The following is a 25,608-nucleotide window of genomic DNA, read 5'->3' on the forward strand; positions in this document are numbered from 1 at the left end:
GCCCCGCGACGCCGACCGGTCCGCGGACTCCCTAACCTGGCCGCATGGCCACGATCACCGACGCCCTGCTGCAACCGCTCGTGCGCGCGAGCTCACCGAAACCGCTGATCACCTTCTACGACGACGCCACCGGAGCGCGGGTGGAGCTCTCCCGCGCGACCACGGCGAACTGGGCGGCGAAAACGGCGAACTGGTTGGTCGACGAGTGGGACGTCGAACCGGGAGCCCCCGTCGCCGTGGACCTGCCCGCGCACTGGCAGACGGTCGGCGTGTTCCTCGGCGCCTGGTGGTGCGGAGCGCACGTCGTGCCGGAGGTGCAGGACGCGGACGTGGCGTTCGTCCCCGCCGAGGCGGTGCAGCGCGGCGTCGGCGCGCGCACGATCGCGGCCGTCGGGCTGGACGCGCTGGGCGCGCCGCTGCGCGACCTGCGCGCGGACGCGGTGGACTACATCGGCGACATCCGGGCGCACGGCGACGAGTTCCTGCCGCTGGCGCCCGTCGGCGACGACGCCCCGGCGCTGGCCGGGCGCACGGTGGCGCAGGTGCTGGCCGAAGCGCGGGAGAAGGCCGCCGAGCACGGCTTGAGCGCCACCGACCGGGTCCTGTCCACACGCGACTGGTCGGTGCCGGGCGGGGTGCTCGACGGGCTGCTGTCCGTGCTGGCCACCGGCGGCGCATCACTGGTGCAATGCGCGCACGCCGAACAGCTCGACTCCGCGCAGTGGCAGCGCCGCCGGGAGTCCGAGAAGGTCACCGCCGTGCTCGGCTGAGCGAGCACTCCAGCGCGCACGTCCGCGGAAGCGGCAGCAGGGCCCGAAGTCCTCACTGCTCGGCGGCGCGCTCGCGCAGCGCCGCGTCCTTGTGCAGCACCGCGTCGCCGAGCTCGGACTGGAACCGCGCCATCGCCCCGCGCAGCCGGGCACCGCGCTCACCCGCGTCGGCGGCGAGCATCCGCACCGCGAGCAGCCCCGCGTTGCGCGCTCCGCCGACCGAGACGGTGGCCACGGGCACCCCGGCGGGCATCTGCACGATCGACAGCAGCGAATCCATGCCGTCCAGGTACTTCAGCGGCACGGGGACGCCGATCACCGGCAGCACGGTGGCCGCGGCCACCATGCCCGGCAGGTGGGCGGCGCCGCCCGCCCCGGCGATGAGCACGCGGAGCCCGCGGTCGGCCGCGCCCTGCGCGTACTCCAGCATCCGCTGCGGCGTGCGGTGCGCCGAGTAGACGCCGACCTCGTAGTCCACGTCGAACTCGCGCAGCGCCGCTCCCGCCTCGGACATGACCGTCCAGTCCGAGTCGCTGCCCATGATCACGCCGACCTGGGGGTTGTCCGCCACGTTCCGCTCCCGTCGATCGCACCGCTCCCGCGCCGCGCGCGGTCGCGGCCCATTCTCCGCGTCCCTTCGGTGGATGGGCCCGCTCAGTGGATGCTGAACCCGTCGGGCCACTCCGCCCGCGACAGCCAGTGCGCCGCGAGGTCCGCCTCGCGGCGCACCGCATCCGGTTCCGACCCCAGCACGGTCACGTGCCCGATCTTGCGGCCGGGGCGCTCGGCCTTGCCGTAGAAGTGCACCTTCGCGTGCGGGAACCGCGCGAACAGGTGGTGCAGCCGCTCGTCGAGCTTCATCCGCGGCGCCTCCGGCGCCCCCAGCACGTTGCCCATCACCACGACCGGCGCCGTCAGATCGGTGCTGCCCAGCGGGTAGTCCAGCACGGCGCGCAGGTGCTGCTCGAACTGCGAGGTGCGGGCCCCCTCGATGCTCCAGTGCCCCGAGTTGTGCGGGCGCATGGCCAGCTCGTTGACCACGATCCCGTCGCCGGTGACGAACAGCTCGACCGCGAGCACCCCGGTGACGCCGAGCTCCTCGGCGATGCGCAGCGCCAGGTCCTGGGCCTCGTTGCCGAGCTCCGCGGGAACGTCCGGTGCCGGCGCCACGACCTGCACGCAGATGCCGTCGCGCTGCACGGTTTCCACCAGCGGCCACGCCGCGCCCTGCCCGAACGGGGAGCGCGCCACCACGGCCGCCACCTCCCGGCGCAGCTCCACGCGCTGCTCGGCCAGCAGCGGCACGCCCTCGCCCAGCAGCTCCTCCGCGGTGCGGCGCGCCTCGTCGGCGTCGTCGAGCACCCACACGCCGCGACCGTCGTACCCGCCGCGGGCGGCCTTGAGCACGCAGGGCCAGCCGTGCTCCTGCCCGAACGCGACGAGCTGCTCGACCTCGGTGATCTCCGCGAACGCGGGCACCGGCACGCCCATGTCCGCCAGCCGGCGGCGCATCACCAGCTTGTCCTGCGCGTGCTCCAGCGCGTCCGGACCCGGGTGCACCGCGTGCCCCTCGGCGATGAGCGCGCGCAGGTGCTCGCCGGGGACGTGCTCGTGGTCGAAGGTGACGACGTCGCACTCGGCGGCGAAGGCGCGCAGCGCGTCCAGGTCGGTGTGCGTGCCGATCCGCACGTCGGAGGCCACCGACGCGGCCGACTCGTCCGGCGACGCGGCCAGCACGCGCAGCGACTGGCCGAGCGGGATCGCCGCCTGGTGGGTCATGCGGGCCAACTGGCCGCCACCGATCATGCCGACAACGGGGGTTCCGGTGCGCTGGTCCACGGCGACCAGCGTAGGCGGCCCGGCGCCGCTGCCCGGATGGGGGAGCGCACATCGCGACATGCCTCACGCCGAGCCGTGTTCACCCGAACGCACCCGCCGACACGCACCCGGTTCGGCGGGCGGGATGGTGCGCACGGCACACTGTCGATCACAATGTGCGCGGACCGGGCGCAGGGCGGCGTCGGCGGAAGCGGGCGGCCCCGAGATGGCGCCCCGGCAAGCAGGCGGGGCCCGGAGATCGCCGAGCGGCCCGGGGGACACTGCCCGCTGGCGAAGTGAGCGGCGGCGAGGGAGGTGCGGCGTGGCGAGCCCCCCGACGAAGGTGCAGGACCGCAGCGACGCGACGTTGATCGAAGACGTGCGCAGCGGGTCCACCGAGGCGTACGCGCAGCTCTACGAGCGCCACGTCGAAGCGGCGCACAACATGGCCCGGACCGTGGCGCGCAGCTCCACCGATGCCGACGACCTCGTCGCCGAGGCCTTCGCGCGCGTGCTCGACGTGCTGCGCTCCGGCCGGGGGCCGACCGACGCGTTCCGCGCCTACCTGCTGACCACCATCCGGCACACCGCCTACGACCGGACGCGCAAGTCGCGGGAGCACCCGGCCGAGGACGTCGGCGCGGTGCCCGGTGCGGACATCAGCGTGCCGTTCACCGACACCGCGGTGGCCGGGTTGGAGCGCACGCTCATCACCCAGGCCTTCCAGCGGTTACCGGAGCGCTGGCAGGCGGTGCTGTGGCACGTCGTCATCGAGCAGCAGACGCCCGCCGACGTCGCCGCGCAGTTCGGGCTCACCCCGAACGGCGTGTCCGCCCTGGTCTACCGGGCCCGCGAGGGGCTGCGGCAGGAGTACCTCCAGGTCCACCTCGGCCAGCTGGACACCGAGGGGGCCCCGGTGCGCTGCCGCTCCACGGCCAAACGTCTCGGCGCCTGGGCCCGCGGCAAGCTCGCCCGCCGCGAGACCACCCAGGTGGAGACCCACCTCGACGAGTGCGAGCGCTGCCACGCGCGGGCCGGGGAGCTCGTCGCGATCAACGACACGCTGCGCGGGACCCTGCCGCCGGCGCTGCTCGGCCTCGCCGCCACGACCGGCTACCTGTCGTGGGCGGCCGGAGGCACCGCGGGTGGCGTCACCGCGGGCGCCGCGGCCGGCGCGGGAGGGGCCGGCGGGGCGGTCACCTCGGGGCCGCGGCAGACGGCCACGGCAGCGCTCTCCGCCGGCGGGTTCCTCGCCGCGATCGGCCTGGCGCTGGCCGCGGGGGGCGGTGAGATGCCCCGGCCCGCTGCCGCTCCACCGCCGCAACCACCGGTGGAGCGGCCGCAGGCGCCCGAGCCTCCTCCGCCGCCGGAGCCCGAACCGCAGGACCCGCCGCCGGCACCGCAGCCGCCGGCACCGCAGCCGCCGGCCGAGCAGCCGCCGCCACCGCAACCGCAGCCGGAACCGCCCGCGCCGCAACCGGCGCCGCCGGAGGAGGACCTCGCGGCCACCGGGCCGGCCGAGCCGGTGCGGCTCGTGGCGGGCGGTGATCCGGCCGACCTGCCGATCACCGTGCGCAACGACGGCGACGGCACCTCGGAACCGGTCACCGTGACCCTCGCCCTGCCGGACGGCGTGTCGGCCGAGCTGCCCGGCGCGCAGTCCCCGGGCAGCACCGCGCCCGCCGGGACGGCCCCCGCCTCGGTGACGCCCGCCGCCACCGCACCGGCGAGCACCTCCCCCGCCGCGGTGCCCGCGCGGGGCGCGGGCTCGGACGTGTCCTGCACGGAGACCGCCTCGGAACTGCGGTGCTCGACCGCGCGCGGCCTCGACCCCGGCGAGTCGGTGCGCTTCGACTTCCGCGTCCGGGCCGCGGAGGGGGCCGCGGGCGGGCAGATCCGGGCGCGCATCGGCTCCGGCGACGAGGTGCACGTCACCCTCCCGAGCGTGCCCGTCGTGGTGGCACCGGACCCGCCGCGCGACGGCGTCGCCGTGCGCATCACCGCCTGGGACGAGGTCCCCTGGTTGCGCAGCAGCCGCGCGAGCCTGCAGGTGCACAACACCGGCCAACGCACCGACCGCGCCGAGGTGTTCGTGCGGCTGCCGGAGGAAGTCGAGCTCGCGGGGTGGTCGGCGCGCTGCGACCGCATCGCCGAGCACCGCCTGCGCTGTTCGGACGAGCTCACCCCCGGTGAGTCGTTCCGCGCTCACGCCTGGCTGCGCACCGAAGCGGTCCTCCCGCACCGGCCGTCGGCGGATCCGGCGTCGTGGCCGCACGACTGGGCCCCGCCCGGCCGGGAGGTGGCGGTGCACGCGCGGGCGCAGCTCGGCACGGCCGAGGACCAGGACGCGGCCACGCTGCACGCGTGGTCGCCGTGGCCTCCGATGCCGCCGCACCCGCCGGAGCCGACGACTCCGCCTGGCACTCCGTCCTCCAGCCCGCTGGTGACCACACCCGCGCCGGCGACGCCCGCGCGGCCGGCACCGCCGACCCCTGGCACGTCGACCCCGGGTACACCGAGCCGCCCGGCGGAACCGTCCCCGTCGACGCCGGCGGAGCCGCGGCCCTCGGCGCCGTCGGGCACACCGCCCAACGCGGAACCCGAGCCGACGACGCCACCCCCGGAACCGACGACCTCCGAGCCGAGGCCGTCCCCCTCGGAGACGCCGAGCTCGGAACATCCGGAGGGGACGCCGTCGCAACCCTCGGCCGGCGAAACCCCGACCAGCGGAAACCCGGAGAGCGGAACCCCGACCAGCGGGACGCAGGAGACCTCCGGCGAGCCGCCGAGCTCCGACGGGCCGTCGCGCGGGAACGCCCCGCCGGAGAGCACGACGAACGGCGAGGAGCCCGAGGATGGCGGGTGACGGAGGGCACACGTCCTCGCCCGCTCCGGGCGAGGACACCGGCCCACCGGCCGGTTCCTAGACTCGGGGCGTGTCCACCGTGGAGTTGGCGCTGGGACGACTTCCCCGCCGCGTGCGCGACCTGGCGATCCGGCACCGCGAGTTCCTCAAGTTCGGCACCGTCGGCGCGGCCACGTTCGTGCTCGACACCGCGCTGTTCTACCTGCTGAAACTCACGGTGCTGGCCGCGCAGCCCGTCACCGCGAAGGTCCTCGCGGTGACGGTCGCGACGCTCGCTTCCTACGTGCTCAACCGCGAGTGGTCGTTCCGCACGCGCGGCGGCCGCCGCACCCCGCACGAGGCGCTGCTGTACTTCGTGGTCAGCGGGCTCGCCGTCGGGATGTACTCGGCCCCGCTGTGGATCTCGCGGCACCTGCTGCACCTGCACACCCCGTACACCACGCGACTGGTCGAGGAGCTCGCCGACTTCACCTCCGGGCAGATCATCGGCATCCTGCTCGGCATGCTGTTCCGCTGGTGGGCGTTCCGCCGCTGGGTCTTCCCGCGCAGCACCGCCGCGCCGCACCCCGCGGGCGGGGTCGCCCCGGTGCACGAGCTCACCCGCTGATCCGCGCCGCGCCCCGGGCGGGCGGAGCCGCCGGCGAGCGCGTTCGCCGGCGCGGCGTCACCGCGGTGTGGACCGGTCCGCGTTCCACGGCACGCCGAGCACGTCGTCGGCCCTGGCCAGCGGCAGGAAGATGGTGAACACGGCCGGACGCGACTGGCTCAGTTCCATCCGGCCGCCGTCGGCCTCCACCAGTGCCCGCGCCAGCGCCAGCCCCACGCCCGTGGAGCCCGCTCCCGAGAATCCGCGCTCGAACACGTGGGACACGAGATCATCGGGCACGCCCTGACCGTGGTCGCTGACATCGATCACCACGGTGCCGCTGCCCTGCCTCCCGGTGAGCGTCACGGTCCCCCTGCCGTGCCGCCGCGCGTTGTCCAGCAGCACGCCGATGGCCTCGCGGAGCCGTTCCGGCGTGGCGCGGGCGAGCAACCCGTCCGAGACCCGCGTGCGCAGCGAGCGGTTCTCCGCGTGCAGCGGTTCGCGCCACTCGGTGGCGACCTCCTCGAGCAGCGCCGTGACGTCCAGCGGCTCCGCCTCCCGCGCCCGCGCTTCCGTGGCCGCGGCCAGCAGGTCGTCCAGCACCGCGGAGAGCCGCTCGGCCTGCTCCAGCGCCTCACCCGCCTCCTCGGCGACCTCCTGGTCCTCCATCGTGCTCAGCGCCTCGAGCCGCAGCTGCAACGCGGTCAGCCTGCTGCGCAGCTGGTGCGAGACGTCCCCGACGAGTTCCCGCTCGCGCTGGACGAGCTGCGACAGCGCCGCCCCCGAGGCGTCCAGGGCATCGGCGACCCTGTCGAGCTCCGGCACCTGGTGCCGGGTGGGGTCGGCGCGGAAGTCCCCCGCGCCGAGGCGCGCGGCGCGGGCGGCGACGTGGCTGAGCGGGTCGGCCAACCGTCGCGCGGTCACCGTGGCCACGATCATCCCGGTCGCGGCCGAGAACACCACCAGCAGCAACAACAGGCCGGCGACCTGCAGCTGCTGCATGCGCACGGGCTGGCTCGGCGCGGCGATCGTCACCGTGCCGCTCTGCACCATCGGCACGCTCTCCACGATCGGGTTCTCCCCCGGGTCGGGGCCGTAGGTGTAGTCGTGCTGCTGCGTGCGCACGACGAGCCGGGCCCCGTCCGGAACGGCCAACCGCGCCGCGTCCAGGTTGATGGGCCGGTGCGCGGCGATCTGCTCGTCCAGCAGCGTCGCGATCTGCTGGGCGCGGGTGGCCAGGCCGGCGCTGGTGATGTCCTGCACGAGCTTCAACGCGCTGAACCCGAGCGGCAGGCCCAGCACGATGGCGGTCACGGCGACCGCCAGCAGGGTGGCGCGGAGGATCCGGCGGCGCATGGCTCAGTCCGTGTTGAAGCGGAATCCGACACCGCGGACGGTGGCGATGTGCGTTTCGTCCATGCGCCCGTTGCCGTCGCCGAGCTTGCGGCGCAGCCAGGAGATGTGCATGTCGAGCGTCTTGCTCCCCTTGCGGTCCGATTCGGGCCAGACCTGCTCCAGGATCTCCTCCCTGCTGACGACCTGCCCGGCGCGCTGCATCAGCACCCGCAGCAGCTCGAACTCCTTGTTGGCCAACTGCACCTCCTGCTGCTCCACGAGGACGCGGCGGGCGGTGAGGTCGAGCCGCACGCCGCACGCCTCGAGCGTGTCCGGGGCGCCCCGGCGCAGCAGCGCGCGGATGCGGGCCATGAGCTCGGCGAGCCGGAACGGTTTGGCCACGTAGTCGTCGGCGCCCGCGTCGAGCCCGACGACGAAGTCCACCTCGTCGGTGCGCGCGGTGAGCATCAGCACGGGCAGGCCGCGCCCCTGGGCGCGCAACCGCCGGCACACCTCGAGCCCGTCCATGTCGGGCAGACCCAGGTCGAGCACGAGGAGGTCGACGCCTCCCGCGGAAGTTGCTTCGAGCGTCCCGGGCCCGTCCTCGATCACCTGCACCGAGTAACCCTCGCGTTGCAGGGCGCGCGACAGCGGCTCAGCGATCGCCGGGTCGTCTTCCGCCAGTAGGACCACACTCACGATTCCAGCCTAGTGGCCACTGCGGACCGCGTCGGTGGTGCGCTGACCACGCGGTGTTGCGCAGCGCGTTCTTCCTGCCGCAACGCTCCGTTCGCCCGGAAGTTCCGCGGGTTCCCGCACGCGGAGAGTGGCGAGGTGGAAGCGCAGCGCATTCGGGCACCTCCGAGCGGTCTCCGCGGCACGGGTCGGCCGGCACCCCGGTAGGGTGATCCGTGTGAGTGGTGACGAGCGCGACCTCGACCTGGCCCTGGAACTCGCCGACCGGGCGGACCGGATCACGCTGGAGCGCTTCCGCTCGCGCGACCTCACCGTCGACAGCAAGCCCGACAGGACGCCGGTCACCGACGCCGACCTGGCCGTGGAGGACGCGGTGCGCGGCGTGCTCGCCGAGCAGCGCCCGGCGGACGGAGTGGTCGGCGAGGAGCGCGGCGGGGAGATCGGCGCCGGCCGCGCGTGGATCCTGGACCCGATCGACGGGACGAAGAACTTCCTGCGCGGCGTACCCGCGTGGGCCAGCCTGCTCGCGCTGCTCGAGGACGGGATCCCGCGGGTCGCGGTGATCAGCGCTCCCGCCCTCGGCAGGCGCTGGTGGGCCGGTGCCGGTGCGGGCGCGTGGGCGAACTCCCCGGCGGGCGGGGCCGAGCGCCTCGGGGTCTCGGCCGTGGGCGAGCTGTCGGACGCCTACCTGTCCACCACGAACCTGGCCGAGTGGGACAACCACCGCACCCGCGCGTCGTACCTGCGGCTGCTCGACGCCTGCTGGGAGTCGCGGGCGTTCGGCGACTTCTGGCACCACTGCCTCGTCGCCGAGGGCGTCCTCGACATCGCCGCGGAACCCGTCGTGAACACCTGGGACGTCGCGGCGGTGCGGCTGCTCGTGGAGGAGGCGGGCGGGCGGTTCACCGACCTCGACGGTCTCGCGCGGATCGACGGCGGGAACGCGCTGTCCACCAACGGCCTCCTGCACGACGCGGCGCTCGCGGAGCTCCGCCCGGACTGACCACCGCACGAGCCCGCCCCGCGATGCGAGCCCCGCGATGCAGTCGCGCCCCACGCGATGCCCGCCACCCGATGCGAGCCCCGCGATGCAGTCGCGCCCCACGACCACCCCATCCGATGAGCACACCTGGGGAGAACTCGACCCCCTGTGGAAGGATTGTGCTCCATCCGCGTGGGGACAACTCACAATTTTCATGAAAATTGCGCTCTCTGGAACGAGTCCAGATTTCGCTTTGCGCACCTCCGAGCGTTCGTGCGCCCGCACCTACGCCCCGAGCGCGTGGCGCACCTCGGCGATGATGCCCTTGCGGTCCGTTGCGAGCCGGTGCCCGTTCACCACGATGACAGTCCACCCGTACACCGCGAGCCGTGCGCGCCGCTCGCGGTCGTGACGGGCCTGCACCACGTCGGAGTGCCACATGCCGTCGTATTCGACGGCCACTTTCCGCTTCGGGAAAGCGAGATCCAGACGAGCCAGGAACTCCCCGCCCACGAACACCGGATGCTGCGGGACCGGGGCGAACCCCTCGCGGACCAGGACGAGCCGCAGAACGGACTCGGGGATCGACTCGGCGCGCCCGTCCAGGCAGGGGAAGGCGCGTTCCGCGTACCGCACCCCGTAGTACCGCCTCTCGGCGATGAAGCGCGCGATCTCGTCCACCCGCACCACGCGGTTGTGCACCAGCGCATCGGTGTACGCGACCGCCCGTTCCAGCGGAAACCGGGCCAGCAGGTCGAAAGCCGCGCGCACCGGGGTGGCTAGGCGCATGGCGTACCACGGTTCGTGCTCATCCGGCGCAGTTTGCAGATCCCGGGGGTAGACGCCCTGGTGACGGTAGCGGCGGCCGCCGAGCACTTCGACGTTCTCCCCGGCGTGGGCGAGTTCGACGCCGTGCAGCGTGGCTGCGGAGCGGCTGATGAACACGGCGCCCGGTGGGAGCACCATGCTCGCGGCGCGACACGTCAGCGCATGCGAGGGCGGCACCTCGCGAAGCGCGTACACCCCGTGGATGACCCGGCGGTATTTCGGGTCGCGCAGATCGTGGTCGGTGTATCCGGCGGCGAGAGCTTCAGCCCGAGTGAACAGCCCCGACTCGTTCACCTTCGGCAGGGACAACGGCGTCATGACGCCAGCTTGCTGCCTGCACCGGCCGAAAATCTTCACTGCTGCGGAAAGTTGTGGACAACTCGACCCCCTGTGGATGGATTGTGCTCCATCCGCGTGGGGACAACTCACAATTTTCATGAAAATTGCGCTCTCTGGAACGAGTCCAGATTGCGGGGCGCCCGGGGAACGAAGTGCCGGTCGCCGCACAGGGGCAGGCAGCACAAAGCGGGGGCAGAGCACAGGGGCAGGGCGGGAGCCGCGGCCGAACGAGGGCTACTCGGGCGGGGGGAGCTCGGTACCACCGGCGGGAGTGGGGGTGGTGTCGAGCGGACCGACCACACCGCGCAGGGCCTGGGTCCAGGTCAACCGGCCGAACAGGTAGAAGCACGCCACCTGCTCGTCGTCGAAACGCGCCCAGTCGTAGCGGTTTCCGTGCTCCCGCCAGAACACGTCCCACGTGGACGCACCTTCGGCCTCGGAACGCAGCAGGCACCACGCGTCATCGGCCTCCGCTCCGACCGACACGAGCTCCGCCGGAACGTTCATGGCACGCAGCCACCCGAGCACCGATTCGGCGTTCACCGAACCTCCTGACTACCCGACTCCCCCTCCGGGCCGAACCGCACTCCGGTCGACGCGGTCAGGGGGTCCAGCGGGTCGTTCGCACCGGCCACCTGTCCCCGAGTATCCGCCCGCGCCGAAGCACCGGACCCTCCGGGTGCCTCCCCGGAGGAGGACCCGGCGCCGCAGTCCCCCGCGACCTCGACCAGATGCCCCGAAGCCACGAGCTCGACCACCGAGCGGGGCAGCACGTAGCGGGTCCCGCCACCGGGCTGGCCGAACCACGCCTGCGCCTCCTCCCGCACCACCGGCACCGCGAGCCGCACGCGGAACCGGCGGTAGGAGCGCCCGCGGTACTCGGGCGGCTGCGCCCGCTCGGCGAACGGCGTGCCCGCGGCGAACACGAGGCGCCGCACCGGTGTGCCGAGCAGGTCCACCTCGGCCCCCTCGGGCAGCGACTCCGCCGAGCCCGGCTGTCCGGGCTCGGGCCAGACGTACCCGCCCGCGCTGTCGCGGTAGGTGCGGTCCCACTCCGACGGCTCGAGCCCGCCACCGGGATCGTCCGCGGACAGCTCCGCCGGGAGCGCGATTCCCGGGCCGAGGCGCCCAGCGGCTTCCGGGCCGAGGCCCCCTCCTGCCGCGCGCACCGCGGGCTCCTGCTCCGGCGCCGCGGGCGGCACGCCCCGCTGCCCGGCCCCCTCGTCCACCGCGTGCTGACGCGCCGGGGCGCTGGCGGAGACGGGCATGTGCCCGAGCGGGAACTGGTGCAGCACGAACGCGGTCGCCTCCGCGCTGCGCGGCGTGCGCGGGGCGCGCCCCGAACGCTGCGGCACGGGGCGCTGCGGCACGGGCGGGATGCCGGGTGCGGCGGGACGCAGCGCGGCGCGCGGACGCACCTGCCCCGCTCCGCGGTGCGGTGCGCGGCTCGCCGCGGCACCAGGACCCGCGGCACCGGCGGGCTCGCCGGCCGGGGGCAGCGCCCGCCCGGGAGCGGTCCGCGGTTCCGCACCGGGAGCGGCCGGCGGCACCGGTCCCGTGTCGGCGGCCGGTGAGTTCCCGGGCATCGCGATCGGCCCGGTGTCGGACGCGTCGGGTTCGCCGTCGCGCGCTGCTCGGTCGGACACGGCCGCAGCCTCCCTCGCCGTCGTTTCCCCGCGGTCAGGATAGCCGCGCGGCGAGGAGAGCCACCCGAGCCGACCGGCGCGCGCAGCCCTGCCCCGCGGCCGCGCACCGCGGGGCAGGACGGATCGGCCGGTCAGGACACGACCGCGGGCCGCTCCTCGGCGAAGTGGCAGGCCACGTCGTGCTGACCGCCCTGCCGCTCGAGAGCGGGGTCCTGCTCGGCGCACACCTCCTGCGCTTTCCAGCACCGCGTGCGGAACCGGCACCCGGACGGCGGGTCGGCCGGGCTCGGCACGTCGCCGACGAGCCGGATCGTCTCCCGCTGCTCGCGCACCGACGGGTCGGGCACGGGCACGGCCGACAGCAGCGCCTGCGTGTACGGGTGCTGCGGGTGCTCGTAGATCTCCTGCTCGGTGCCGGTTTCCACGATGCGCCCGAGGTACATCACCCCGATCCGGTCGGACAGGTGCCGGACGACGCCGAGGTCGTGCGCGATGAAGATGTACGACAGGCCGAACTCGGACTGCAGCTGCGCCAGCAGGTTCATCACCTGCGCCTGGATGGACACGTCCAGTGCGGACACCGGCTCGTCGCAGATGATGACCTTCGGCCGCAGCGCCAGCGCCCGCGCGATCCCGATGCGCTGCCGCTGGCCGCCGGAGAACTGGTGCGGGTAGCGCTGGATGTGCTCCGGGTTGAGCCCGACGACCTCGAGCAGTTCCTGCACCCGCCGCTGCCGGTCGCCCTTCGGCGCGACCTCCGGGTGGATCTCGAAGGGCTCGCCGACGATGTCGCCGACGGTGCGCCGCGGGTTCAGCGAGGTGTACGGGTCCTGCAGCACGATCTGGATGTCGCGGCGCAGCCTGCGCAGCTCGCTGGTTCTCATCCGGAACATGTCGCGGCCCTCGAAGAGGGCCTGCCCGCTCGTCGGGCGTTCCAGGTGCATCAGCACCTGCGCGAGGGTCGACTTGCCGCAACCGGTCTCGCCGACGATGCCGAGCGTTTCGCCGCGGTTGAGGTCGAACGACACCCCGTCGACCGCGCGCACGTGGCCGATCGTCCTGCGGAACAGCACCCCGCGGGTGATCGGGAAGTGCTTGACGAGGTCGCGCACTTCGAGGATCGGTTCAGGCACGGCTCATCAACTCCTCGGCGAAGTGGCAGGCACTGATCCGGCCGGGCTCGGGTTCGTGGTACGCGGGGACCTCCACCGAGCACCGCTGCTCCGCGCGGGGGCACCGCGGGTGGAACGGGCACCCGGCGGGGATCGCGGACAGGCTCGGCGGCATCCCGCGGATGCTGTCCAGTTCGGACTCCTTGGTGTCCACCCGCGGGATGGAGCGCATGAGCCCTTCGGTGTAGGGGTGGGCGGGACGCCGGTACAGCTCCTTCGCGTCGGCCGATTCGACGACGCGCCCGGCGTACATCACCGCGATGCGGTCGGCGATCTCGGCGACGACGCCGAGGTCGTGGGTGATGAGGATCATCCCCATGCCGTGCTCGCGGCGGAGGTCGTCGAGCATGTCCATGATCTGGGCCTGCACCGTGACGTCCAGCGCCGTGGTGGGTTCGTCGGCGATGAGCAGCTCCGGGTCGAGCGCCAGCGACATGGCGATCATGGCGCGCTGCCGCATCCCGCCGGAGAACTGGTGCGGGTACTCCCGCACGCGCTGCCTCGCGTTGGGGATGCGCACCATGTCGAGCAGTTCCGCGGCCCGCTTGGTCGCGTCGCGCCGCGACATGCCGCGCCGCAGGCGCAGCTGCTCGCCGATCTGGAACCCCACGGTGTAGACGGGGTTCAGCGCCGACAGCGCGTCCTGGAAGATCATCGCCACGGACTCGCCGCGCAGCTGCCGGCGCCGCTGCTCGCCCGCGGCGAGCAGGTCCTCCCCGCGGTAGTGGATGGAACCACCGGTGACCACGCCGGGCGGCATGTCCAGGATGCCCATGACGGTCTGCGCGGTGACGCTCTTGCCGGAGCCGGACTCGCCGAGCACGGCCAGGGTCTCGCCGGGCCGGACGCGGTAGCTCACGCCGTTGAGCACGTGGGCGGTGCTCTCGCGCATGCGGAACTCGACGTGCAGGTCGTCGACCGCGAGCAGGGGATCCGCGCCTGGCGCGTTGCTGTCCTGTGTAGACACGATCTTCTCCTACTTCTGCTTCGGGTCGAGGGCGTCGCGCACCGCGTCGCCGAGCATGACGAACGCCAGCACGGTGGCGACCAGGAACGCTGCCGGGAAGAACAGCAGGTGCGGTGCCACGGAGATGTAGTCCCGCGAGTCGGCGATCATCACGCCCCAGGACACGACCGGTGACTGCAGCCCGACGCCGAGGAAGGACAGCGTGGCCTCGGCGCCGATGAATCCGCCGAGCGCGATCGTGGCGTAGACGAGCACCGGCGAGATCGTGTTCGGCAGCAGGTGGTGGCGGATGATCCGCAGCGGCCCGGCGCCGAGCGCGCGAGCGGCCTTGACGTAGTCCTGCTGCTTGGCCGAGATCGCCGCGGAGCGCATGATGCGCATCGAGATCGGCCAGGACAGCACCGAGATCGACACGATCACCTGCGTGATGATCCGCGTCGCGCTGGGTTGCTGGGCGGCCGGGTTGAGCGTGGTCAGGATGACGATCGCGCCGAGCACGAACGGCAGCCCCAGGAAGATCTCGGCGAACCGGGACAGCAGGCTGTCCAGCCAACCGCCGAAGTAGCCGGTGACCAGCCCGACGACCGATCCGATGAGGACGGTCAGCGTCGTCGCCAGGATGCCGACGATGATCGAGGTGCGGGCCCCGTAGATGCAGCGCGCGAAGATGTCGCGCCCCTGGGAGTCGTAGCCGAACCACGCCTCGCCCGACGGGCCTTCCCGGGCTCGGAGCAGGTCCTGGTGCGTCGGGTCGACGGAGGTGAACAGCTGCGGGAACGCCGCCATGACCAGCAGCAGCACCAGCAGGACGCTGCCGATGAGGAACAGCGGTCTGCGCCGCAGGTCGCGCCACGCGTCGCCCCACAGCCCGCGCGGTTTCTCCCCGCTCCCGCCGGCCGGCCGCCCCGGGGCCGGTGCCGCCGGATCCGCGCGCTGCGCGGTTTCCGTCGTCTGCTCGGTGGAGGACGAGCGCATCTCAGTCATAGCGAATCCTCGGATCGAGAACCGCGTAGAGCACGTCTACGAGCAGGTTCATCAGCAGGTACACGAGCACCAGCAGCGTCACCACGCCGGTGACGGTGACGCCTTCCTTCGTCTGGATGGCGTCGAAGACGAGGCCGCCGATGCCGTTGATGTTGAACACGCCCTCGGTGACGATCGCGCCGCCCATGAGCGCCCCGAGTTCGGTGCCCATGAACGTGATCACGGGGATGAGCGAGTTCCGCAGCAGGTGCACCCCGACCACGCGGCGCGGCGCCAGGCCCTTCGCGTGCGCGGTGCGGACGTAGTCGGCGCGCTTGTTCTCCATGATGCTGGTGCGGGTCAGCCGCGCCACGTAGGCCATGGACAGGCTGCCCAGCACGAATCCGGGCACGATGAGCTCTCCCCACCTGGCCTGGGAACTCACGCTGGGGTTGATGATCCCCCATTCGGTTCCGAGCAGCACCTGCAGCACGAAGCCGGTGACGAACACCGGCAGCGAGATGAGGAAGAGCGTGGACACGAGCACGAGGTTGTCCACGAGGCCGCGACCGCGCAGTCCGGTGAGGACACCGGCGGCGACGCCGATGACGGCGGCGAAGGCGAGGCCGACGACGGCCAGGCGGATCGTGACCGGGTAGGCGTCGCCGACGAGCTGTCCGACGGACAGCCCGGAGTAGGTTTCGCCGAAGTCGCCCTGGAGCAGCTGGCCGAGGTACTTGACGTACTGGATGACGAGCGGATCGTCCAGGTTGTACTTCTCGGTCATCTCGGCGACGTAGGCGGGCGGGCAGGCTCGCTCGCCGCAGCGGCCGGCGAACGGGTCACCCGGCAGCGCCCACACGAGCGCGTAGATGATGAACGTGGTCCCGATGAACACCGGGATGAACTGGAGCAGGCGCCTCAGGATGTAACGCCCCACGCCGAACCTCCTCGACAACGGTGGTGTGCCAACGGTGCCCCGGCAGCTGCCGGGGCGCGATGTGAGCGCGCACCGCGGGCCCGGTCGGGGTGGCGACCGGACCCGCGGGTTCGCGCGTCACTCCTTGAGGCGCACCGTTTCCAGGTCGAGGCTCATGTCGAACTGGACGTGCACGTTCTCCAACCGGTCGGAGTAGCCGGAGACGGCCTTCTGGTCCCACAGCGGGATGGAGGGCATGTCCTGGGCGAGGACCTCTTCGGCCTGCTGGTACCCCTTGTTGCTCTCCTCGACGCTGGGCGCTTGGTCGGCGGCGTCCATCGCCTTGTCGAACTCGGGGCTGGAGTAGTCCATGTAGTTCGAGGAGGCGCCGGTGCGGTAGATCTTGCCGAGGAAGGTCTCCGCCGAGGGGTAGTCACCGACCCAGCCGAACCGGAACGGCCCATCGTGGGACCGGTTCTCGTGCATCGTCATGAACTCGGAGAAGGTGGGCACCGCGTTGAAGGTGCAGCCCACGCCGAGGTTGTTCTTCCACTGCCCGCAGACGGCCTCGATCCACTCCTTGTGCCCGCCGTCGGCGTTGGACGTGATGGTGACGGGACCGCGGAAGCCGGACTCCTCGAGCAGCTGCTTGGCGCGGTCCGGGTTGAACTCGCAGTTCTCACCGCAGGCGCCGGACTCGTAGCCGGGGACGGCCCCCTCGGGCACCCATCCCTTCGCCGGGGTGTAGGCGCCGTTGAACACGACGCCGGTGACGCGTTCGCGGTCGATGCCCATGGACAGGGCCTTGCGCACGCGCGGGTCCTGGTACTTCTCCTGGTACAGCGGGAGCTGCAGCGCGGTGTTGCGCAGGATCTCCTTCTCCACCACGCGGTCCTGCAGGTCGGTGCGCCACTTGTCGTCGACCAGGGCCGAGGGCGGCACCGCGTCGATGAAGTCGAGGTTGCCGGAGCGCACGTCCTGGTAGGCGGTTTCCTGCTCGTTGTAGACGCGGAACTCGACACCGCGGATGCTCGGCTTGTGCTCGCCCGCGTAGTCCTCGTAGCGGCCCAGCTTGATGTAGGCGTTCGGGCGCCGCTCCTCGAACGTGAACGGCCCGTTGCCGACGGGGTGCTTCTCGAAGCCCTCGGGGTCGTTGAAGAACTTCTCCGGCATCGGGGAGAAGGCGGGGTAGCCGAGCATCGTGGGGAACGTGGCGAAGGGCTGGTCCAGGGTGACCCGGAAGGTGCGCTCGTCGAGCACCTCGAGTCCGGACATCTTCTCCGCCGTCGGCTCGGGCTGCGGGCCCCCGCTCTCCCCGCCGCCCGGGTTGACCTCGTCGAAGCCCTCGATGTGCGAGAAGAACGACGCGGCGGACTGCCCGTTCGGGGCGTAGGCGGCGTAGTTCCACGCCCGCACGTAGCTCTCCGCGGTCACCGGCGTGCCGTCGTGGAACGTCCAGCCGGGCTTGAGCGTGATCGTGTAAACGCGGTTGTCGTCGGTCTCGATCGACTCGGCGTGCTCGTTGTAGGGCTCGCTGCTCTCCCCGTCGTAGCCGACCAGCCCCGTGAACATCGCGTCGACCGGGCGCCCCCCGCCGGTTTCCGTGGTGTCCGCGGGCACCAGCGGGTTCTCCGGCTCGGTCGAGTTGACCGAGATGTAGTCGTCCTCCGAGCCGGCACCACCGCCGCCGCAGCCGCTGGCGACCAGCCCCACGACGAGCGGGGCCGCGATCCAGGCGGCCAAGCGTCGCTTTCGCATGTGCACCTCCCGCTAACGCGCATCCACGCGGCGCCACGGGCCGCGGTCGGCGCGCTCCACCGCGTGGTGCGAACAATTTAGGCGAGAAGTGGTCTGCACCGCTCGGATGTCATAAAGACGTAGCCGACTTTCTCGATGCAGCGGACAATTCACCTAAATGGCGGACGAATTGCCCACTCCGTGAGATGCGGCCCGCCCGTTCACGCGATCGACAGCGCGATGCCGTCGAGGATGTCCTGCTCGCTGACCTCCATCTCGGCGATGCCCGCGCGTTCGGCGAACTCGTCGGCGAGCGCCTTCACCACCAGCGCGCCGCCGCCGATCACGTCCACCCGCCCGGGGTGCATCGGCCCCAGCGCGGCGCGCTCGGAGTGCCCCATGCGCAGCAGGTCGCCGGTCAGCCGCTCGATGCCGTCCCGCGGCACCGACGAGCGATGGATGCGGGTCGAGTCGTACTCCTCCAGCCCCAGGGCCAGCGCCGACAGCGTCGTCACCGTGCCCGCCACGCCGATCCACGTGCGCGCGCCCGAGGCGTCCACCGCGGCGAAGGCCTCGTCGAGCACGGACCGCGCGAGCTTCTCCGCCTCGGCGATCTCGTCGGCCGTCGCCGGGTCGGACGGCAGGCACCGCTCGGTCAGCCGCACGCAGCCGATGTCGGCCGAGTAGGAGGCCTGCACCCGCGCCTGCGCGCCGTCCCAGGTGCCCAGCACCAGCTCGGTCGAGCCGCCGCCGACGTCGGTGACCGCGAACGGGCTGCCGGAGGGGTCGAAGGCGCTCACCGCACCGGTGAACGACAACCGGGCCTCCTCCTCGCCGGTGATCACCTCGGCGTCGACGCCGAGCGTGCCGCGGACCATGCCGAAGAAGTCCTCCCGGTTCGCCGCGTCGCGGGTGGCCGAGGTGGCCACCATGCGGACGCGCTCGGCACCGGCCTGCCGCGCGGCCTCGGCGTAGTCCACCAGGGCCAGCCGGGTGCGCTCGATCGCCTCGTCGGCGAGCCGCCCCGACGCGTCCACCCCCTGGCCCAGCCGGACGATGCGCATGTCCCGCTGCACGTCCCGCAGCTCGCGCCGCCCGTCCCCGCTCGCCGTCACGTCGGCGATCAGCAGGCGGATCGAGTTCGTCCCGCAGTCGATCGCGGCGACCCGTGCCATCGGCGTTCCTCCTCGCGGTGTCGGTGCGCACCACTCCCGGTGAGGGGTGCGGTCACCACACTAGTAAGGGAATCCGCGGATCGGCGCTCGTGTGCCGCTGGGAGGCCGGGGCAGCTGAGGGGAGGCCGGGAGGTGCGCCGGGTCACGTGCCACCCCGGCCCGCAGGGGTGGCGCCGCAGCGCGGCCGTTGAGCATCCTCGACGGCACGTCCGCGCCAGCGGGCCCGGCAGCAGTCTCCACGAGTTGAGCACCCGTGCCGCACGTGGAGCGCACCGGCCGCGCGGTGAGGGCGGTCGCTGCGCGCCGCGCCTCCCCGCCCCACCGGTCGCCACGCCGTTGCCCGTTCGCCCACCCGGGAGGAGAGCCCCGTTGCACACCGGCAGCTACTACGAGCCCATCGACGAGCACCGCTACAAGCCCACGCCCCACGCGGGCGGGGCGTGGGACCCCGACGAGCAGCACTTCAGCCCGCTCGGGGGGCTCATCGTCCACGCCATCGAGCGCCACCTGGCCGCGCGGCCGGCCAACGACCTGGTCCTGTCCAGGGTCAGCTTCGACATCCTCGGGCGCCTCGCCCTCGACGAATGCGAGATCCGGGTGGAGACGATCCGCCCCGGCCGCACCATCGAACTGCTCGAAGCCGAGGTGCTCATCGGTGCCCGCACCGCGGTGCGGGCCCGGGCCTGGCTGCTCAACCCCTCCGACACCGGCTCCGTGGCCGGCGGCGGCGCCGACCCGCTCACTCCCCCGGAGCAGCTCGAGTCCCGGTCGATGACCTCGGTGTGGCCCGGCGGCTACATCGCCTCCCTGGACTTCCGCCCGCTCGCACCGCCGCAGCCGGGCCGCACCGCAGCCTGGGTCGCCACCGACCTCGACCTCGTCGCCGGGCAGACCACCAGCCCGCTCGCGTCCTACATCGCGCTCGTCGACACCGCCAACGGCATCGCCGTGCGCCAGTCGCCCGCCGAGTGGATGTTCCCCAACGTCGACCTGACCGTCCACCTCCACCGCCAGCCCGAAGGCCGCTGGACCGGGCTCGACACCGCGGTGACCTTCGGACCCGCCGGCCAAGGCCTCACCAGCACCTGCCTGCACGACGTCAACGGACCCGTCGGGCAGGCGCAGCAGATCCTCACCGTCCGCCCCGCTCCGCCCGCCGCGGGGTGACGGGCGTCCGTGGCCGCCGGGTCGGGGTTGCTCAGGACTCGCCGACCGGGTGCGCGGGCGGCAGCGGCACCTCGATGTCGCCCGGCGCGGGGTCCTCGGCAGCGGACGTCTGGGCCTCCCGGGGCGCCTGCTCCCCCGATGATCCCGCCTCCGGCGGCTGCGACTCCGGCGGCTGCGACGGGGTCTCCTCGGACGGCCGGGCGGGTCCCTCCGGCGGCGGGGAGTCCTCCGGGAACTGCTCGCCCGCCGGCGGCTGCGCGGGTGCGGAGGCGGTGCCCTCCGGCGCGGCGGAGCTGCCCGGCTGCGCGCTGCCGGCTCGGGGGGTGAACCGCGGCTGCGGGACGGCGGGCGCCGGCGGCACCGGCTCGATCCGCGGGAAGTACGGCCCCTCCACGTCCGTGCCCGCGGTCTCCGGGGGCTTCAGCGCACCGGGGCTCGGCGGCACGCCGCGCTCGTAGGCGTTCGCCCAGACGAGGACTGCGCGCACGTACTCGGCGGAGCGGTTGTAGCCGAACACGGCGCGGGCCAGCTCCTGCGTGCGGCTCAGGTCCCGCCCGCCGGCGCAGAGGTACTCCCCCGCTGCGGTGGTGGCGTCGTGCAGGTTGTTCGGGTCCATGCCCGGTTCGGCGACCGCGCGCCACGTCCGCGGGATGAACTGCATCGGACCGACCGCGCGGTCCCAGCGCGCGTCGCCGTCGAGCCGCCCGCCGTCGGTGTCGGGGATCGCCGCCACGCCGTCGCCGTCGAGCACCGGTCCGCGGACCGGTTCGGTCGTCGTGCCGTTCGCGTCGATCGCGCCGCCGCGCGCGTGCCCGGACTCGACGCGCCCCAGCGCCGCCAGCATCGACCAGTGCAGCCCGCAGCCGGGGTGCTCGTCCGAGACGGTCCGCGCCGAGGACCGGTAGGCGCGCAGCACGGGCTCGGGGATGTCCAGCAGCCCCGCCTGCGCCGCGTCGTCCGGGAGCGCGGGGTCGGAAGCCGCCGCACCCGGGGCCGCGGGGTTCGGGGAGGTCCGCTGCTCGCCCGCCCCGCCGAGCGACCGCGGATCGCTCCGCTCCGGCAGCGTGCCGGCGACGCCGAGCGTGCGCGGCGGCACGTCGGCCTCCTCCGGCACGTCCTCGGCCCGCTGCGCGAGCATCCCGGTGACCACGAGCACGGCCGCCGAAGCGGCCACGAGCGGCGCGGCCACCACGGTTTCGACGCGCCTGCGACGGCGCCACGGGTTGTGGCCGCCGCGACCGCGTCGCGCTCGGCTGTCCTCGTCCAACGCCACTGGCCTCTCCCCGCCTGCGAGTCGGCGCCGCGGTCGGTGCCCCAGGGGCGCAAAGCCCGCGCACGATTTCCTTCCTTACAGGACGGCGGAGGAGATCGCCGGATGGCCGCAGCGCGGCGTCACCCGGACGAGTCGTGAACGGACCGGCTCACGCTTCGAGCCCGAGCGCGCCGCGCAGGTGGGGCCAGCGCTGCGCGATGAGGTCGACCAGCTCGTCCCCGACCGGGTTGGTGCCGCGACCGGCGGCGAGCGCGTGCGCCAGGTGGACGTGCAGGCACTTGACGCGCTCGGGCATGCCCCCGGCGCTGACGCGGGTGCCGAGCGACTCCAGCGCGTCCCGCTCGGCCAGGTAGGCCTCGTGCGCGCGGCGGTAGCGCTCGGCCAGCTCCGCGTCCCGCTCGAGCCGCTCGGTCATCTCCCGCATGAGGCCTTCGGATTCGAGCGTGGCGGCCGCGCTGACCAGTGCGGGCGCGGTCAGGTAGTACAGCGTGGGGAACGGGGTGCCGTCCTCCAGGCGCGGGTTGGTGCACACGACGGTGGGTTCGCCCGCGGTGTCGCGGGCGGCGACGGAGCGCAACCCGCGCGGCCGGCGCCCCAGCTGCCGCTCGACGGTCTCCCGGTCGTGCTCGTCGATCGGCCGCGCCGCCTCGTGGCTGCCGGTCACGCTCCGTCCTCTCCTCGAATCGACGTCCACAGCTGCTCGTACCAGGGCGCGTCCTCGTCCGCCTCCGCGGGCCGCTCCCCGCCCGGCCCCTTCTCCGGGGACGGCACGTGCACCATGTACGGCGTCTCCCCCGGGCGCACGTAGCCGAGCCGCTCGCGCGCTTCGGCCTCCACGTGCGCCGGGTCGGACAGCTCCTCCTTGCGCTGCTGCAGCGACTGCACCTCGCGCTCCAGCTGCGCGCGGCGCTCCTGCTGCGCGGCGAGCTCGGCGCGCTGGCTCCAGTAGGTGCGCAGCGGCACCGCGACGCTCAGCGCCATCGCGCACACGACCAGCGCCAGCACCGCGGCGCGGGGCGTGGAGGAGAGCTTGAACGCGCCGCCGGTGCTGCTCGCGGCCGACCGGGACCGCTTGGCCCCGGTCGGCCGCGGGAACGTGCCGCGACGGGCGCGGGCCGGCCGCCGCGAGTCGTCCCGACCGCGGCGGCCCGTGCTGCGCGAAACGCGCCCGACCGGCATGCGTCAGTCCTCCACCGGGGTGAACCGCGGGAAGGCCAGCTCGCCCGCGAACCGCGCGGCGTCGCCGAGCAGCTCCTCGATCCGCACGAGCTGGTTGTACTTGGCCACCCGCTCGCTGCGCGCGGGCGCACCGGTCTTGATCTGGCCGCAGCCGGTGGCCACGGCGAGGTCGGCGATCGTGGTGTCCTCGGTCTCCCCGGAGCGGTGGCTGAGCATGCTCTTGTACCCGGAGGAGGTGGACAGCTGCACCGCGTCCAGGGTCTCGGACAGGGTGCCGATCTGGTTGACCTTCACCAGCAGCGCGTTGGCCACGCCCCGGTTGATGCCCTCCTCGAGGCGCTCCGGGTTGGTGACGAACAGGTCGTCGCCGACCAGCTGCACCTTCCCGCCGATCTGCCGGGTCAGCTGCTCCCAGCCGGCCCAGTCGTCCTCGGACAGCGGGTCCTCGATGGACACCAGCGGGTAGGTGTCGGCGAGCTCGCCGTAGTACTCGGACAGCTGCTCGGCGGTCCACTGCTTGCCCTCGAAGGTGTACACGCCCTCGGAGCAGAACTCGGTGGCCGCCACGTCCAGCGCGAGCACGATGTCCCGGCCCGGCTTGTAACCGGCCTTCTCGATCGCCGTGGTGATCAGGTCCAGCGCCTCCCGGTTGCTGCTCAGCGACGGGGCGAATCCGCCCTCGTCGCCGAGGCCGGTGGCCAGGCCCTTGGACTTGAGCACCGATTTCAGCGCGTGGTAGGTCTCCGCGCCCCAGCGCAGCGACTCGGCGAAGCTGTCCGCGCCGATCGGCGCGATCATGAACTCCTGGATGTCCACACCGGTGTCCGCGTGGGCACCGCCGTTGAGGATGTTCATCATCGGCACGGGCAGCACGTGCGCGTTCGGCCCTCCCAGGTAGCGGAAGAGGTCCAGCCCGGAGGACTCGGCGGCGGCCTTGGCCACGGCCAGCGACACGCCCAGCAGCGCGTTCGCCCCGAGGCGGGACTTGGTGGCCGTGCCGTCGAGGTCCAGCAGCTTCTGGTCGACGACGCGCTGCTCGGTGGCTTCCAGCCCCTGCAGTTCCGGACCGATCTCGTCGAGGACGGCGGTGACCGCGTTCTGCACGCCCTTCCCGCCGTAGCGCCCGGCGTCCCCGTCGCGCAGCTCGACCGCTTCGTGCTCACCGGTCGAGGCGCCCGAAGGTACCGCGGCGCGGGTAAGCGTGTCGTCCTCCAACGCCACTTCGACCTCGACCGTCGGGTTGCCCCGGGAATCGAGGATCTCGCGGGCGCCGACCTGCTCGATGATCGCCACGTGTGCTCCTTACCAGCGTTCCAACGATCTGACCTCGCGGCGGTGACCCCGGGTGCGCGCGCTGCGCCCGCCCTGGCGGCCCCGGCCACTCCCGAGCCTATGCGCTCGGGTCGGGTCCGTGGGCACTCCCGTCACCTTCGACACGTCGCGGTGCCGCCCGCCCAGCCTGGCCGCCGCGGCACCGCGCGGGAAGGCGGCGCACCGCCGGCCCGCCCACCTACCATCTGCTTGGACGTCGTTTCCGACGGCGAATCGTCCTATGGTGAGGTCGCTATGAGCGAGGAACACCAGGCGAACCGGGGTGGCCCCGAGCAGCCGCCCCCTGCGGACAACGGCGGGCGCGACGACATCGGAACCGGTCCAGCCGGCGAGGGGCCGGACACGTCGGGGCTCGGCGGCGAGGCCGTTGCGGCCTTCCGGCGCGCGGAGGACCTCGTCACCCAGCGGCGCCCGCGGGAGGCGCTCACCGCGCTGGAACCGGTGCTGCACATCGGCGCGGACAAGCCGAGCGTGCAGCTGCTGCTCGGGCGGGCGTACTACTTCGCCGCGCAGCTCGGCCGCGCCGAATCGGCGTTCTCGCGGGTGCTGGAGCTCGACCCGTCCGACCACTACGCCCGCCTCGCGCTCGGCCGGACGCTGCAGCGCCAGGGGCGGCTCGCCGAGGCCCGGGCGCAGCTGCGGCTCGCGGCGACGATGTCGCCGACGCCCACCTACCAGGAAGCGCTCGGCGAGATCAACGCGCACATCGCCCTCCGCGGCCGGTGAGGAGCTCTCCCAGCAGCTGGCCACCCGTGCTCGGAGACGAAACGGCGGGAGGCACCTCCCGGCACCAGAGGATGTCACCCCTGTCGGGCGCTGCACGCGATCAGCGCCAACAGCCGCAACGGGGCTCAGTCGCGCCGGTTGCCGGCCGCTGCGTAGCTCTCGGCCAGGCCGAAGACGGTGCGACCGTAGTCCGCGGAGTTGTTGTAGGTCAGCACCGCCGACCACCAGCCCTCGCCGGTGGTCAGGTCGCGGCCGCCGGAGCACAGGTAGCGGGCGGCCGACATCGCCGCGTCGTCGATGTCGAACGGGTCGGCCGCCCCGTCCCCGTTGCCGTCGGTGCCCCACCGGCGCCACGTGTCCGGGATGAACTGCAGCGGACCCACCGCCCGGTCGAACCGGGAGTCGCCGTCGAGGGCGCCGCCGTCGCTGTCCGGCAGGTGGCGCACGCCGGGACCGCCGTCCAGCGGCACCCCGACGACGGGGCGGGACGAGGTGCCGTCCTCGCCGAGCACCCGGCCGCCGTACCGGCCGTGGTCGGACTCGACCCGACCGATCCCGGCGACGGTCACCCAGGACAGGCCGCACTCCGGCTGGTACCGGCGCATCCCCAGCTCGGCGTTGATGTAGGCCTCCGCGGCGCGCGCCGGTACGTCCACATCGGACGCGATGGTGTCGGCCAGCGCGCGCACCGGGTCGTCGTGCCGCTGCCACGCGCCCTCCTCCGGCGGGGGCGGCATCGCTTCCGGACCTGCGGCCTCCTCCGGCGCCGGCGCTTCGGAACCCGGTTCCACTTCGGCCGGCCGCACGGGCGCGCGCGGCAGCGGGCCCGCGCGGGGAGCCTCGGGCGGCCGGGTGAGCACGTCGAGCAGCCCGATCCCGCCGGAGACGAGCGCGACGAGTCCCACGGCCACAACGGCCCGCCCGCGCACGCCGAGTCCCCGCGCACCGAGTCCCCGCGCGCCGGGTCCGCGCACTGCGAGCGCGGCGAGGCGCCGCTGGAGGGACCGCGCCGCGGCGCCGCACGCGCGGACGCAGCGGGCGGTTCCCCGGTGGATCGACCGAAGCACGGCGACAGGCTACGCGCCAGTAGCCCCTCGTGACCAACACCACGCTCCCACCGGTGCGCGGCAGG

General features: G+C 73.4%; 24 protein-coding genes. 6 read left to right on the forward strand and 18 right to left on the reverse strand.

The features are described 5' to 3' along the window. The first annotated feature begins 44 nt into the window (after window positions 1–44). Window positions 45–770, forward strand: coding sequence for a TIGR03089 family protein (locus ACVGV0_RS19740; RefSeq protein WP_459157180.1), 726 nt, complete (start codon window positions 45–47; stop codon window positions 768–770). Between the two features lie 52 nt (window positions 771–822). On the opposite strand, the gene purE is transcribed toward ACVGV0_RS19740, so the two are convergent. Beyond that, window positions 823–1,341, reverse strand: a complete 519-nt coding sequence (gene purE, locus ACVGV0_RS19745) for a 5-(carboxyamino)imidazole ribonucleotide mutase (RefSeq protein WP_459157181.1) — start codon at window positions 1,339–1,341, stop codon at window positions 823–825. Window positions 1,342–1,424: 83 nt separating this feature from the next. Further along, on the reverse strand, window positions 1,425–2,609 hold the full coding sequence (locus ACVGV0_RS19750; protein WP_459157182.1) for a 5-(carboxyamino)imidazole ribonucleotide synthase: 1,185 nt from the start codon (window positions 2,607–2,609) through the stop codon (window positions 1,425–1,427). A gap of 301 nt (window positions 2,610–2,910) precedes the next feature. Between ACVGV0_RS19750 and ACVGV0_RS19755 the strand changes: the two genes are divergently transcribed. Both ACVGV0_RS19755 and ACVGV0_RS19760 read left to right on the forward strand, forming a co-directional pair. Next, window positions 2,911–5,454, forward strand: a complete 2,544-nt coding sequence (locus ACVGV0_RS19755; RefSeq protein ID WP_459157183.1) for a sigma-70 family RNA polymerase sigma factor — start codon at window positions 2,911–2,913, stop codon at window positions 5,452–5,454. A 70-nt stretch (window positions 5,455–5,524) separates the two neighbouring features. Then, window positions 5,525–6,061: a GtrA family protein gene (locus tag ACVGV0_RS19760; RefSeq protein WP_459157184.1), complete on the forward strand. Its 537-nt coding sequence runs from the start codon at window positions 5,525–5,527 to the stop codon at window positions 6,059–6,061. 57 nt (window positions 6,062–6,118) lie between these two features. On the opposite strand, the gene ACVGV0_RS19765 is transcribed toward ACVGV0_RS19760, so the two are convergent. Together ACVGV0_RS19765 and ACVGV0_RS19770 are read right to left on the reverse strand one after the other, a co-directional pair. After that, window positions 6,119–7,396 (reverse strand): ATP-binding protein, encoded by a 1,278-nt coding sequence (locus ACVGV0_RS19765; protein WP_459157185.1) that lies wholly within the window; start codon window positions 7,394–7,396, stop codon window positions 6,119–6,121. Between the two features lie 3 nt (window positions 7,397–7,399). Further along, window positions 7,400–8,074, reverse strand: coding sequence for a response regulator transcription factor (locus ACVGV0_RS19770; protein WP_459157186.1), 675 nt, complete (start codon window positions 8,072–8,074; stop codon window positions 7,400–7,402). Window positions 8,075–8,282: 208 nt separating this feature from the next. Between ACVGV0_RS19770 and hisN the strand changes: the two genes are divergently transcribed. Beyond that, window positions 8,283–9,074, forward strand: a complete 792-nt coding sequence (gene hisN, locus ACVGV0_RS19775) for a histidinol-phosphatase (protein ID WP_459160071.1) — start codon at window positions 8,283–8,285, stop codon at window positions 9,072–9,074. Window positions 9,075–9,338: 264 nt separating this feature from the next. On the opposite strand, the gene ACVGV0_RS19780 is transcribed toward hisN, so the two are convergent. From ACVGV0_RS19780 to ACVGV0_RS19820, 9 genes are all read right to left on the reverse strand, one after another. Continuing rightward, window positions 9,339–10,199: an endonuclease domain-containing protein gene (locus ACVGV0_RS19780; RefSeq protein WP_459157187.1), complete on the reverse strand. Its 861-nt coding sequence runs from the start codon at window positions 10,197–10,199 to the stop codon at window positions 9,339–9,341. A gap of 255 nt (window positions 10,200–10,454) precedes the next feature. Then, a complete protein-coding gene (locus ACVGV0_RS19785) occupies window positions 10,455–10,763 on the reverse strand; it encodes a hypothetical protein (RefSeq protein WP_459157188.1) in 309 nt (102 codons plus the stop codon). Next, a complete protein-coding gene (locus ACVGV0_RS19790; RefSeq protein WP_459157189.1) occupies window positions 10,760–11,866 on the reverse strand; it encodes a TNT domain-containing protein in 1,107 nt (368 codons plus the stop codon). Before ACVGV0_RS19790 ends, ACVGV0_RS19785 begins: the two co-directional genes overlap by 4 nt. A 131-nt stretch (window positions 11,867–11,997) precedes the next feature. Further along, entirely contained in the window at window positions 11,998–12,999 is a 1,002-nt protein-coding gene (locus tag ACVGV0_RS19795) for an ABC transporter ATP-binding protein (protein ID WP_459157190.1), read from the reverse strand. After that, on the reverse strand, window positions 12,992–13,930 hold the full coding sequence (locus ACVGV0_RS19800) for an ABC transporter ATP-binding protein (protein ID WP_459160072.1): 939 nt from the start codon (window positions 13,928–13,930) through the stop codon (window positions 12,992–12,994). Before ACVGV0_RS19800 ends, ACVGV0_RS19795 begins: the two co-directional genes overlap by 8 nt. Before the next feature lie 84 nt (window positions 13,931–14,014). After that, a complete protein-coding gene (locus ACVGV0_RS19805; RefSeq protein ID WP_459157191.1) occupies window positions 14,015–14,989 on the reverse strand; it encodes an ABC transporter permease in 975 nt (324 codons plus the stop codon). Next, window positions 14,982–15,908 carry an ABC transporter permease gene (locus ACVGV0_RS19810; protein WP_459157192.1) on the reverse strand — a complete coding sequence of 309 codons (927 nt, stop codon included), beginning with the start codon at window positions 15,906–15,908 and terminating at the stop codon, window positions 14,982–14,984. The genes ACVGV0_RS19805 and ACVGV0_RS19810 overlap by 8 nt, the downstream gene beginning before the upstream one ends. A gap of 117 nt (window positions 15,909–16,025) precedes the next feature. After that, window positions 16,026–17,645 (reverse strand): peptide ABC transporter substrate-binding protein, encoded by a 1,620-nt coding sequence (locus ACVGV0_RS19815; protein ID WP_459157193.1) that lies wholly within the window; start codon window positions 17,643–17,645, stop codon window positions 16,026–16,028. Window positions 17,646–17,845: 200 nt separating this feature from the next. Beyond that, window positions 17,846–18,799 (reverse strand): Ppx/GppA phosphatase family protein, encoded by a 954-nt coding sequence (locus ACVGV0_RS19820; protein ID WP_459157194.1) that lies wholly within the window; start codon window positions 18,797–18,799, stop codon window positions 17,846–17,848. A 369-nt stretch (window positions 18,800–19,168) separates the two neighbouring features. Between ACVGV0_RS19820 and ACVGV0_RS19825 the strand changes: the two genes are divergently transcribed. Next, window positions 19,169–19,966: a thioesterase family protein gene (locus tag ACVGV0_RS19825; protein WP_459157195.1), complete on the forward strand. Its 798-nt coding sequence runs from the start codon at window positions 19,169–19,171 to the stop codon at window positions 19,964–19,966. Between the two features lie 31 nt (window positions 19,967–19,997). Here the strand turns inward: ACVGV0_RS19825 and ACVGV0_RS19830 are convergent, their stop codons facing one another. The 4 genes from ACVGV0_RS19830 to eno all read right to left on the reverse strand — a co-directional run bounded on the left by ACVGV0_RS19830 (window position 19,998) and on the right by eno (window position 23,711). Then, window positions 19,998–21,239 (reverse strand): lytic transglycosylase domain-containing protein, encoded by a 1,242-nt coding sequence (locus ACVGV0_RS19830; protein ID WP_459157196.1) that lies wholly within the window; start codon window positions 21,237–21,239, stop codon window positions 19,998–20,000. Between the two features lie 148 nt (window positions 21,240–21,387). Continuing rightward, on the reverse strand, window positions 21,388–21,903 hold the full coding sequence (locus ACVGV0_RS19835; protein ID WP_459157197.1) for a DUF501 domain-containing protein: 516 nt from the start codon (window positions 21,901–21,903) through the stop codon (window positions 21,388–21,390). Further along, the gene (locus ACVGV0_RS19840) at window positions 21,900–22,418 is read right to left on the reverse strand and encodes an FtsB family cell division protein (RefSeq protein WP_459157198.1); all 519 of its coding nucleotides are present in this window, start codon (window positions 22,416–22,418) and stop codon (window positions 21,900–21,902) included. The genes ACVGV0_RS19835 and ACVGV0_RS19840 overlap by 4 nt, the downstream gene beginning before the upstream one ends. A 3-nt stretch (window positions 22,419–22,421) precedes the next feature. Continuing rightward, entirely contained in the window at window positions 22,422–23,711 is a 1,290-nt protein-coding gene (gene eno, locus ACVGV0_RS19845) for a phosphopyruvate hydratase (RefSeq protein ID WP_459157199.1), read from the reverse strand. A gap of 348 nt (window positions 23,712–24,059) precedes the next feature. On the opposite strand from eno, the gene ACVGV0_RS19850 reads away from it, so the two are divergent. Further along, the gene (locus tag ACVGV0_RS19850; protein ID WP_459160073.1) at window positions 24,060–24,476 is read left to right on the forward strand and encodes a tetratricopeptide repeat protein; all 417 of its coding nucleotides are present in this window, start codon (window positions 24,060–24,062) and stop codon (window positions 24,474–24,476) included. A 125-nt stretch (window positions 24,477–24,601) separates the two neighbouring features. Here ACVGV0_RS19850 and ACVGV0_RS19855 read toward each other — a convergent pair whose 3' ends face one another. Then, complete coding sequence (locus ACVGV0_RS19855; RefSeq protein WP_459157200.1) at window positions 24,602–25,543, reverse strand: lytic transglycosylase domain-containing protein; 942 nt, start codon at window positions 25,541–25,543, stop codon at window positions 24,602–24,604. Window positions 25,544–25,608: the final 65 nt, after the last annotated feature.

The organism is Salinifilum ghardaiensis (assembly GCF_054491345.1).